The following is an 11710-nucleotide window of genomic DNA, read 5'->3' as shown; positions in this document are numbered from 1 at the left end:
CTTTGAAAAACAATATGTCGCTTAATGCGGTGTCCAGTCTTACTGGAGCAGATCAGTTGAACACCAAAGTCATAGGTTGGCGATAGTGCTGTTTTGCAGGTACTACGAGCTTTCTAATTTTTGTTTTCAATGTTAGGAATTTGGATTAGATTACGCTGATGTGCACCCTAATTATAAGAAGAGTATAACCAGTGAAAATCCATAGAATTAACCCGACCAAACGTTGGTCTGATGTGACTGTGTTTAACGGTATTGCAAGCTTTGTTGAAGTACCAGAGACGGATACAACGGCAGGAATTAAGAGTCAGGTTCAGCAAATCTTCGAACAAGCTGAAGAAATGATGAGTTTGGTTGACAGCGATAAATCTCGTGTATTGTCAGTGACTATTTACCTAACGGATTTCGCTAACTTTGATGCACTCAATGAAGTGTGGGAAGCGTGGTTCCCTGAAGGCTGCGCGCCAAGCCGTGCGTGCGTGAAAGCAGAACTCGCTAACCCTGAACTATTGGTTGAGATGTCATTCATGGTTGCTGCTGGTGAAAAGTTTCAATAAGCCGAAATCTCGGTAGATACAAGCGCTAGTAGACATAACTATTAATAAAGTCGACAGCGAACAGATAAAAAAAGCCACTCAGGTGAATCACTTGAGTGGCTTTTTAGTGTTCTACGCTATCCGAAACTAAATCGGATTAGGTATTAAGCGAGACCTTGATCTCTTGCCATCTGCTTCGCGATCTTCGGTGCATGCCATAGACATGGCAGCAAGATAAACGAAACAGGAACGGCAGTGATCACAATGAACGACTGCAGAGCTGAGATGCCGCCAGAGCCCATTGAGATAAGCGCGATAGCCACTGCCCCCATAATGACGCCCCAGAACGTTCTAACTGCTGAGTTAGGTTCTGTAGTACCAGTCATTACTACACTGATGGTGTAGGTCATTGAGTCACCTGTGGTCACAATGAACGTGGTCGTCAGGATAAGGAACAGGATTGCAATCAGAGTCGGGAACGGTAGTTGCGAAGTAATAGCTAGTAGTACAGCTGGAAGGTTGAAACCTTCGAATGCGCTAGATATTACGCCTGGGTTCTCTAATTCAAACGCTAAGCCACTACCACCAACAATGCTGAACCAAAAACAAGTCACAAGCGGTGCAACGATGCTGATGGAAACGATCATTTGGCGAATAGTTCGGCCACGTGAGATACGAGCAATGAAGATCGCCATCATTGGGCCATAACCTAAGAACCAACCCCAGAAGAATACAGTCCAGCCACCTAGCCACGCAGTATCTTGGCGGTATAGCGCCATTGGGATAAAGTTGTCGACCATTTCACCGATGCCTTGTAGGTAGCCATCAATGATAAAGCTGGTTGGGCCAACAAGGAGAATGTAAACGATTAGGCACACCGATAAGATGATGTTGTAACGGCTTACCAGTTGGATGCCTTTACTTAGACCACTTAATGCCGACAGCGTATACATTGCAATAGCGAATAGAATAACGACGCTTTGGGTAGCAAAGCTGTCAGAAATTCCAAATAGTTCGCTCAGTGCGTAGCTGATCTGTAGGCCAAGGAAGCCGATAGGGCCGATTGTACCTGCGGCTACTGCCACAATGCTGCACGCATCAACGACGTTACCAATCCAGCTGTTGATTGCCTTGTCGCCCAGTACTGGGTAAAGCAGGGTGCGTGGCTTAAGAGGAAGGCCTTTTTCGTAGTGCAAGTACATAAGCACAATCGAAGAGAGACCACCTAAGATAGCCCATGCAAGGAAACCCCAGTGCATGAAAGATTGTGATAGTGCATTGAATGCCATCGCTTGAGGGTCTGCATTGCCATACAGCGGTGGAGCTGAAACAAAGTGAGCAATTGGCTCTGCAGCTGCCCAGAACACGCCACCACCCGCAAGGAGTGTACATAGGACGATAGACATCCATTTAAACGTAGTCATTTCTGGTAGGGCAAGCTTCCCTAAACGAACATGGCCTGTGCGACTTAGTGCAAGCACTAAACCGATAATGAAATTGAGTAGTAGTAGGACTTGCCAGAAAGCACCGAACCATTTAGTTGAGTAACTAAAGCCGATGTTGACAAGTTCGGACAATACGGAGGTGTTGGTGAAAGCAAGGATGACAAAGAGGGTCAGGAAACTGCCACTCAGCCAAAAGACTGGGTTTCCGAGTTCCAGTTTTTCACCCAAAGATTGAGCTCTATTGAAATCGATAGAAGTAGATTCTGCGTTGATGTTTTCGTTGGCGACTTGCGTCAAGTTGGACATTATTTCTTCGCTATATTTGGCTCTTTCAAGCCTATGTATTTCTCCCACATTCGGATAAAAATGTGAGGCTCGTCAAAAAAGCCGCTGATACTAACATATTTGTAATCAAAAAGTGGGCGATTTCATAAAATAATCCCAAATCGCCAATAAATCCCTACTTTTTGGTTAGTTTTGATACGAATTTTTCTCAAACTCAAATCACATTTCTGACTCTTGAGACACTATTTTTTTAGCTTTGCGAAATAAATTAATATTAGTTGTTGGTGCAAAATAAGTGTCGAGTCATTGCATGCTATAAACAAATTAATGCGAGTCATTTTATAAATAAGGAATATTTTAGGTGTTTAATTGGCACTGTTACCTACAGTTGTTTTGCGAAGGAATTTAAGTGGCAAGAAAAGTGTCATTTACTTTAAATATCTTAAAACAACAACTTAAGGGACTGCAAACATGCACCTAAATCAAGGAAGAGTGGCCAAAAAGGTTTTTACACTCAGTACTCTCACTGCGTCATGCTTAATGGCTTTCAATAGCTATGCGGCTGTGGATTGCTCAACGTTAGAAGCGTGGGATCCTGCCACGGTTTACACCGGCGGCGATCAAGTTTCACATGACGGTAGTGCTTACAAAGCCAATTATTGGAATCAAAATAACAACCCAAACCAATTCGAAGGTGACCATGCACAATGGAAGAAGGTTGATGTGTGTAGCGGTGGTGGTACGCCCAATGAAGTGCCAACGGCTTCGTTAACGACTCCATCAGCCTCTGACATAATCACTGAAGGCGATAACGTGGTCTTGAGTGCAACGGCGCTAGATTCTGACGGCAGTGTTACCTCGGTTGAATTCTTCATTGATGGAACTTCAGTTGCGGTTGTAACAGCTGCACCTTTCGAAGCGGCTTGGGCTGCAACGTCTGGTAGCCATCAGGTTTCGGTTGTTGCTACAGACAATGAAGGCGCGGCTAGCTTAGCGAGCGCGGTCTCTATTTCTGTCGATTCAGTTACACCTGGAAATGAAGCGCCGACAGTATCGGTTGCGCTTTCTGCATCTTCGGTTGATGTTGGTGGTGTGGTAACGCTTACCGCAACGGCAACAGACAGCGATGGTACGGTTGATAAGGTCGATTTTTATGTGGCAGGTTCTTTAGTCGGAACGGCTGCGACAAGCCCATACACGCTTAACTACACAACCACTCAAGCGGGTTCTTTAGCGGTTTACGCAAAAGCGACTGACAATCAAGGCGCAACGACAGATTCAGCGCTGGCTTCTTTGACGGTGAATGGCGTACCAACGGTGAGCACTTGTCGACCTGATGGCTTGTATCAAACTCAAGGTGTCGATGTTCCTTATTGTACGATTTACGATGATGAAGGCCGTGAGAAAATGGGCGCGGATCACCCACGTCGTGTCATTGGTTACTTCACCAGCTGGCGTGCAGGGGATGACCCACAAGCTGCTTACCTAGTAAATGACATTCCTTGGGAACAACTCACACACATTAACTACGCTTTCGTGAGCATCGGCTCTGATGGCAAAGTAAACGTGGGTGATGTGAACGATCCGAACAACGCAGCGGTTGGTAAAGAGTGGCCGGGCGTGGAAGTTGACCCAGCATTAGGCTTCAAAGGTCACTTCGGAGCATTAGCGACAGCGAAGAAAAAACACGATGTTAAGACTTTAATCTCAATCGGTGGTTGGGCGGAGACCGGTGGCCACTTCGCCACTGATGGTAGCCGAGTGGCTGATGGTGGTTTCTATACCATGACGACCAATGCTGACGGTTCTATTAACCATCAAGGTATCGAAACATTCGCAACTTCAGCGGTTGAAATGCTTCGTAAATACCAGTTCGATGGTCTAGATATCGATTACGAATACCCGACGTCAATGGCGGGCGCAGGTAATCCGTACGATAAAGACTTTATGGAACCACGTCGTCAATACCTATGGGCTTCTTACCAAGTGTTGATGAAAGTGTTGCGTGAGAAGCTTGATGCAGCCTCTGCGCAAGATGGCAATCACTACATGTTAACGATCGCAGCGCCTTCTTCGGGTTACCTACTGCGTGGTATGGAAACATTCGATGTAACCAAATATCTCGATTACGTAAATATCATGTCTTATGACCTTCACGGTGCGTGGAACGATCACGTAGGCCATAACGCTGCGTTGTTTGATACAGGTAAAGATTCAGAGTTAGCACAGTGGAACGTATACGGCACAGCGGCTTACGGCGGTATCGGTTACCTGAATACGGATTGGGCCTACCACTACTTCCGTGGTTCTATGCCAGCAGGTCGTATTAACATCGGTGTGCCTTACTACACACGTGGTTGGCAAGGTGTAACTGGTGGTGAGAATGGTCTTTGGGGCCGAGCAGCACTGCCAAACCAAGCTGAATGTTCAGCAGGTACTGGTGAAGGCGAGAAGAACAACTGCGGCCATGGCGCAATTGGTATCGATAACATGTGGCACGATACTGATCCGAAAGGCAACGAAATGGGTGCAGGTTCAAACCCAATGTGGCATGCGAAGAACTTAGAGAAAGGCATTTGGGGTTCTTATGCAGCAGCTTACAAGCTTGATCCTGTTAACGATCCTTCAGATGTTCTAATGGGGACTTACACGCGTAACTATGACAGCGTGGCTGTTGCTCCTTGGTTGTGGAACGCAGAGAAGGGCGTATTCCTTTCAACGGAAGATAAAGATTCTATCGATGTGAAAGCCGATTACGTTATCGACAAAGAAATCGGTGGCATCATGTTCTGGGAACTAGCAGGGGATTACAACTGTTACGTACTCGATGCGAACGGTAACCGAACTTCAATCGATACAACCGAACAGGCGTGTAATAGCGGAAACGGTGAGTTCCATATGGGTAACACTATGACGAAAGCTATCTACGATAAGTTTAAGTCAGCTACTCCATATGGAAACAAGGTTGCAACGGGTGCTATCCCAACGGAAGCATTAGATATTACTGTTTCTGTAGGTGGCTTCAAAGTCGGTGATCAAAACTATCCAATTAACCCTAAGATCACGTTTACAAACAATACAGGTCAAGCGCTTCCTGGTGGTACTGAGTTCCAGTTCGATATCCCAGTGTCTGCACCTGATAACGCAAAAGATCAATCGGGCGGTGGTTTGTCTGTGATTGCTTCTGGTCACACTCGTGCCAATAATATTGGTGGTCTAGATGGTCCGATGCACAGAGTAGCGTTTACATTACCTGCATGGAAAGAGCTTCCTGCTGGTGGTGTGTATGAACTCGATATGGTTTATTACTTGCCAATTTCTGGCCCTGCAAACTATACAGTGAATGTGAATAGTGTCGATTATGCATTTAGCTTTGAGCAGCCGGATCTACCACTGGGTGATATCAGTACTGGTGGCGGTAATCCTGGTGATGGCGGTACCAACCCAGGTACATGCGATACTGCGGGTTTAGCTGTATATCCCGACTTACCTCAGAAAGATTGGGCGGGTAACCCAAGCCACGCAAACACGGGCGACCAAGTGGTTCATAACGGTAGTGTTTACCAAGCAAACTGGTGGACAAGTGCCGAGCCGGGAAGTGACGGCAGTTGGACCAAAGTGTGCTCTTAATTTAATGCTAAGCAATGTATTTATAGACAATAGAGCGTAGTAATAGGTAATAAATGCGAATGCTTTTAAGTCGATTTATCAGGGCTTTAGTATAAATTAAGTTATCAATTTAAACGTAAAATCAAAACGCCGAACTGAATCCAGTTCGGCGTTTTTGCTATAAGTCACAGATTGCACATGAAGAGCGCTATTAATATCGACTATCGTTCAGTAAAATCGATAAATGTGATATAAAACAATCTACTTATAAAAACAATAGCGTTACCTAAAATTTAAAAGCTATGAGGTGATTTTGAAAGTAAGACGTAAGTATATCCTCAACTTTTCCATCGTGTTGGCCCTCGTATCTTTGGTCCTCTCTGCTATTCAATTTAACCGAACCAAAGAATCACTTTTAGAGTCTAATCAATTCTTCTTCCGTACTATTGTAAACGCAAGCTACGACATCGTAGATACTACCGTTAACGAAGCTATTAAAACCTATCTCAAAGGTGTGACTGATACTGTCGCTTCTCACACACTAGGTGTCACTCCAGAACAAGAAGTTAAAGAAGTCATCCGAATTGCTAACGAATTGGTGATTGGAGAGTCAGGTTATATCTATTTGATGTCACCACAAGGTGTCCACCTGTATCATCCGTTTTTACAAGGGCAAAATCGCGCGCATTTAACCCATATTCAAACGCAACTGACCTCAAAGTCTGGAATGACTCAGTATTCTCATGCTAATCCACATGAAGTCGGCAAGCGTGCGAAGGTCGCGTATTCAGTGAGGCTACCGAGTGGTAATACATTGGTGGCGACCACTTATAAAGATGAACTCATGTACTTGGTCGATCTCGAAGCGCTTAAAGATAAACTAAGAAAGTATTCATATGGCGATAGTGGTTATGTATATATTGTTGATTTGCAAGGCGAGCTAGTCCTCCGACCCAATTTTGAACACGAACACTTGAAAGCCTTAATTGGTTATTCATCAGAGTTGCTCATCGATAAGGTCGTTGCTGAGCCTGAAGGGCATTTTAGTTACTCAATTTCAGATGACAACGGTACGACAAACAAAAACATTTTCTATAAGTTCTACCCATATCTGAATTGGATCATTTCTGCTGGAGTTTTGGAGCAAGAGCTCAATAAGAACCACAGTTTATTGCTGGTGAGCTTGATGACCTTAATCATAAGTTTGCTTAGCATCATCGCCGTTTTGGTGCTTTACCTGCGGCACCGTCATTTAAAGATCTTAGATGTAGCTAGCTTAGATTATCTTACGGGGTTGAGTAATCGGCGGGACTTTATTTCTCAGGTTAAGATGAGAATTTTAGAGTGTTCGCCTTATCCGTTAAAAGGTGTTGGTATCATTCTTCTAGATATTGACCATTTTAAATCGGTAAACGATCTACACGGGCATAATGAAGGCGATAGAGTGATCTGTGCCGTTGCAAAAGTATTGAAGCAATTTGCAAATGAAAATCGTCTAATTGCTCGCTATGGCGGTGAGGAATTTATCTTTGTGACTTTTGATTGCAATGAATATCAATTGTACGAGTTGTCGGAAGAGCTTAGGCGTAGCGTCGAAAAAATTGAGGGGTTAGTGTTACCTGTAACGGTCAGTGTTGGGTGTCGCTATGCAAATGCACTGTTCCACATAGAAGGCACGATAGACCAAGCTGACAAAGCACTTTATCAAGCGAAAAAGAATGGACGCAATAACACACAGGTGTACAGAGAGAGTCAATATCGTATTGTCTGTCATTGAAGTTTTCTAAAACTGATGAGCATGAAAAAGCCCAAATAGAACGTTCTATTTGGGCTTTTTTAGAATTGTTTGAAAGTGCTAGCCGTTAATCTAAGCTTTTGCTGCTTTCATCGCTTCATTTTTTTTTTCCTTTTGCATTTTTGCAAGGAAGTAGATGTTCACACAAGCGATGAAACCGTTGGTTGCAACCACTGGCCATGCATCAATCATAACGCCGTATGCTGTGAATAGAGTACAGCCAACAAAGTTAAGGACACGCAGACGCACGATATCTTTCATTGTTAATGAAATTGCGACCATAATAGATGCCGCGTAACCTAAAATTTCAACCATATTGAATTCCATTGTGTGACCCTCTTAAATTTGCCGATGCTTTATCGGTACCAATTCTTCTCTTCATGAGATGATTGAGGAAGCTCCGTGCCCCGAATGGTTTGGTTATGTTTAACTAAGTTTACTATACCGAGTCTATTTCTGTGGTTAAACCCCCAAAATGAGTAGAAGTGAAGGTTAGCGATTACGCAAACGTTTAATGATCTTTCTATTAATATAATTACTGTTTATGTTGAAGGTCAAATTGATAATTATTCTTGTATAGGAAAGGAAGCCGCGAATGATAAAACGATTCATATGTGCAACAAAAGGCGTAAATAAAGTCGCGTTGTTGGCTTTGATAGCGATTGGACTGACAGCGTGTACAACCAATGAAACGACTCCAACTCACAATTATGGCGTGGTGACCAGTGGTGACTTTGATTTCATGAAGCATGGGGTAGTCACGTACTCATGGCATCCCGAATCAGAGCAAGTGTACCTTTCTGAAAAATATGACAAGACGGTCGTCACTGATCTTGTACGCGAAGCGATTAAAGAACAACTTTCATTGAAAGGTTATCAGTTGAAATCCGGGGCTGGTGATGTCGTAGTGGGTTTTGGATTAGCTGAAGAATCTGAACTGAACGATGAATCGATCTTTGATGCGATTCAGCTATCTACAGGTGTGCCATTTTATAGTGATGATGGAAAGGTAAGCGAGAAAGGATCTTTGTATATTGCTTTTTTTGTTCCTAATTCGGAAGTTATACAGTGGCAAGCACTGGCGCAGTCTGGTATCCAACCTGATTTAGAGCCGAGCGAAAGCAAACAGCGGGTTATGGGCTTTGTTGAAATGTTATTTAGACGTATGCCCGAGAGGTAAAGCGAAGTGTTGAATGCATTCATTGAGTCAATCGTTTTTGTGTAAAAAACGGACAGGTCGCAGATTATACTTTTTTATTTGTAACGAACCGTACAAATACGTAAAGCAACGTAAAGTTCGCGCTTCTTTTGCTAGCATTTGTCTATACTGAACAAAACGTTAACTTAGGTTTAATTCAATGAAACGGTTCTCAAAATACTCTCTCCCTCTATTAAGTATGTTCATTGTAAGTAACGCAGCGATCGTAGCAAATACTGCTGTCGCGGCACCTTCTATAGTACCAAGCCCACCTAGCCTAGGCGCAAAAGGGTATGTGTTAATTGATTTTAACTCTGGTGATGTGCTGGTAGAAAAAAACGCACACACTAAGTTGAACCCAGCGAGTTTAACCAAGCTTATGACCAGTTATGTGGCTGGACAAGAGATGAAACGAGGTAACATCTCTGCGGATGATCAGGTGCGAATTAGCGAAAACGCATGGGCGAAAAACTTCCCTGATTCTTCAAAAATGTTCATCGAAGTGAACACTGATGTCGCGATGATGGATCTTTACCGTGGCTTGATTATTCAATCAGGGAACGATGCGAGTGTTGCGATTGCAGAACATGTTGCTGGCTCACAAGATGCATTTGTTGACTTGATGAACTCTTGGGCAGCTTCGCTAAAACTGGAAAATACCCATTTTGCGAATGCACATGGTTTAGATGCGGACGATCTCTATTCAACGCCTTATGATATCGCTCTATTAGGCCGTGCGATTATTCGCGATTTACCGGATGTGTATGGTTTATACAGCGAACGCTCGTTTAGCTACAACAAGATTACACAACACAACCGCAATGGCTTATTACGTGATAGAAGCTTGACGGTCGATGGCATGAAAACAGGCTACACCTCTGGTGCCGGCTACAGTTTAGCGAGTTCGGCGACACAAGGTGAGATGAGACTTATTGCGGTTGTGATGGGCGCATCAAGCGTTAAGAGTCGTGAGTCAGACAGCAAACAATTGTTGAGCTATGGTTTTCGTTTCTTCGATACGCTAAACCCTCATCAAGGCGGTGACCAAGTCGCTGAAGAGAAGGTGTGGTTTGGTGCTCAAGATACGTTGAAGCTAGGCGTTGCAGAAGATACGTTTATTACGCTGCCTAAGTCAGACAGCAAAAAGTTAACGGCATCGATTGAACTAATATCTGAACTGAAAGCCCCGATTTCAGAAGGCCAAACCTTAGGCGTTGTTCATTACACCGTTGATGGTGAAGATGTTCAAACTCAACCTTTGATCGCGTTGGAAGCGGTAGAGCAGGCTGGCTTGTTCAAACGCTTGATGGACTACGTAAAGCTATTTTTTGCTAGTCTGTTCTAAATCGAGGCTAGTCTGTTGTAAAGCGAGATAGTGGCGACAAGTCGCGATGGAAAACCATAAATAGTATGGGCGTTGTGAGTAAATCACAGCGCCTATTTTTATTTCTACATCAATCAAAACACTGCGCCGCACTATCTTTATTAGCCGTAGCGGTCGGTTTCGATTACTATACGCAAAATTTAGCAGCGTAGTCACTTATGACGATTGAGATAAAGAACGTAACCGACCCCGAAGTAACATGTGCTAATTGTCAGGCATGCTGTTGCCGTTTAGAGGTTATGATCATCACAGATACAGGCGTACCTGAAGAGCATATCGCTTATGATGAATGGGGCGGCGAAACGATGTTGCGACTCGACGACGGTTGGTGTTCTGCTGTAGATAGAGAAACACTGATGTGTACTATTTACGAAAACCGACCTTGGATCTGTCGTGAATTCGAAATGGCCTCTTTTGAATGTGTTGATCAGCGCAAGGATGTAATGGGTTAAGACTTTATCTTAGCTATCGATGTTAGTTGAGCTCTAACTGTTCTTAGAGCTTTAACTATTCCTTGCGCTCAAATACTTCGCAAGAAAATCGATAAACACTCGGATTCTTTGGGGCAAATAATCGCTCGCATGATACACCACGTACATTGGTAGCTGGTTATTACTCCAATCTTCCAATAACCTTTTTAGTTCTCCTTTCTCAACATACTCTTTGCCCATCCAATCCGGTAAAGCAACAATACCTAAACCTTGTCGAGCCATTTTAAGTAGCATATCTGGGCTATCTGAAGTGAATATTTGATTTACTTTAATGGTATTAGTTTTGTCGCTCTTGTCGGTAAAACGCCATTCATTCGTAGGGCTCATCAGGGAGTAGGTTAAGCATTGGTGTTCGCTCAAATCTTGTGGATACAGAGGAATCCCTTGTTTTTCTAGATAATCTGGTGATGCGAAGTAGTGAACTTTGTTGTTAAACAAGAAGCGTGCTTTTAGCCCTGAGTCTTTGAGTTGTGACGCGCGGATGGCAACATCAATATTGTGTTCATTAAGGTTGACGATGCGGTCATCGATGCTGAGGTTAATGCGGATACCTGGGTGCTGTTCAATGAAAGCTTGAAGCGGCTCACTGAGTAACATCGATGAAAAAGCACTTGGCGCAGATATCTTAAGCTCACCTTCCACGGATTCTGTTTCACGCTTGAGCCTACTTTCTATGGTAGACATCTCTTCGAGTAAACGGGAGCAATAAGTCAGGTAGTCTTTGCCTGCATGGGTTAGGGATATTTTGCGACTGTTTCGCTGAAACAGCGTCATTCCTAAATCACTTTCTAACCACGCAATCTTTTTACTTACGGCACTTTGTGTCACGTCGAGTTTATTGGCAGTAGCAGTAAAACTGTTCAGCTGCGCAGTTTCCACGAAGATACGAATACACTCAATTTTATCCATTCTAGTTGTCCTATATCTTGTACCTAAACCCAATCATTCCAAATTGGAATCCTGACTATCA

At 43.7% G+C, this 11710-nt stretch carries 9 protein-coding genes; 6 read left to right on the top strand and 3 right to left on the bottom strand.

Going from position 1 to position 11710, the window contains the following annotated elements; genetic code table 11:
* Window positions 1-191 precede the first annotated feature (191 nt).
* Window positions 192-554: a RidA family protein gene (locus tag AB6E08_RS16145; protein ID WP_017097511.1), complete on the top strand. Its 363-nt coding sequence runs from the start codon at window positions 192-194 to the stop codon at window positions 552-554.
* 143 nt (window positions 555-697) lie between these two features.
* On the opposite strand, the gene AB6E08_RS16140 is transcribed toward AB6E08_RS16145, so the two are convergent.
* Window positions 698-2284, bottom strand: coding sequence for a BCCT family transporter (locus AB6E08_RS16140; protein WP_009845503.1), 1587 nt, complete (start codon window positions 2282-2284; stop codon window positions 698-700).
* Window positions 2285-2734: 450 nt separating this feature from the next.
* Here AB6E08_RS16140 and AB6E08_RS16135 point away from each other — a divergent pair, with 450 nt between their 5' ends.
* Window positions 2735-5893 carry a chitinase C-terminal domain-containing protein gene (locus AB6E08_RS16135; protein WP_017101777.1) on the top strand — a complete coding sequence of 1053 codons (3159 nt, stop codon included), beginning with the start codon at window positions 2735-2737 and terminating at the stop codon, window positions 5891-5893.
* 292 nt (window positions 5894-6185) lie between these two features.
* Entirely contained in the window at window positions 6186-7649 is a 1464-nt protein-coding gene (locus tag AB6E08_RS16130; RefSeq protein WP_372064631.1) for a diguanylate cyclase domain-containing protein, read from the top strand.
* A 90-nt stretch (window positions 7650-7739) separates the two neighbouring features.
* Here the strand turns inward: AB6E08_RS16130 and AB6E08_RS16125 are convergent, their stop codons facing one another.
* Window positions 7740-7994, bottom strand: coding sequence for a YgjV family protein (locus AB6E08_RS16125; protein WP_009845500.1), 255 nt, complete (start codon window positions 7992-7994; stop codon window positions 7740-7742).
* Between the two features lie 268 nt (window positions 7995-8262).
* Between AB6E08_RS16125 and AB6E08_RS16120 the strand changes: the two genes are divergently transcribed.
* From AB6E08_RS16120 to AB6E08_RS16110, 3 genes are all read left to right on the top strand, one after another.
* Window positions 8263-8847, top strand: coding sequence for a DUF4136 domain-containing protein (locus tag AB6E08_RS16120; protein WP_009845499.1), 585 nt, complete (start codon window positions 8263-8265; stop codon window positions 8845-8847).
* 178 nt (window positions 8848-9025) lie between these two features.
* Complete coding sequence (locus AB6E08_RS16115; RefSeq protein ID WP_017097507.1) at window positions 9026-10210, top strand: D-alanyl-D-alanine carboxypeptidase family protein; 1185 nt, start codon at window positions 9026-9028, stop codon at window positions 10208-10210.
* Between the two features lie 197 nt (window positions 10211-10407).
* The gene (locus AB6E08_RS16110) at window positions 10408-10701 is read left to right on the top strand and encodes a YkgJ family cysteine cluster protein (protein WP_017101779.1); all 294 of its coding nucleotides are present in this window, start codon (window positions 10408-10410) and stop codon (window positions 10699-10701) included.
* Window positions 10702-10752: 51 nt separating this feature from the next.
* Here the strand turns inward: AB6E08_RS16110 and AB6E08_RS16105 are convergent, their stop codons facing one another.
* Complete coding sequence (locus AB6E08_RS16105; protein WP_017101780.1) at window positions 10753-11649, bottom strand: LysR family transcriptional regulator; 897 nt, start codon at window positions 11647-11649, stop codon at window positions 10753-10755.
* Window positions 11650-11710: the final 61 nt, after the last annotated feature.

This window comes from Vibrio sp. 10N.247.310.24 (genome assembly GCF_041467175.1).
GTDB classification, from domain to species: domain Bacteria; phylum Pseudomonadota; class Gammaproteobacteria; order Enterobacterales; family Vibrionaceae; genus Vibrio; species Vibrio tasmaniensis_A.
The sequence above is the reverse complement of the archived record's forward strand: the minus strand, read 5'-3'. Positions and strand labels throughout refer to the sequence as shown.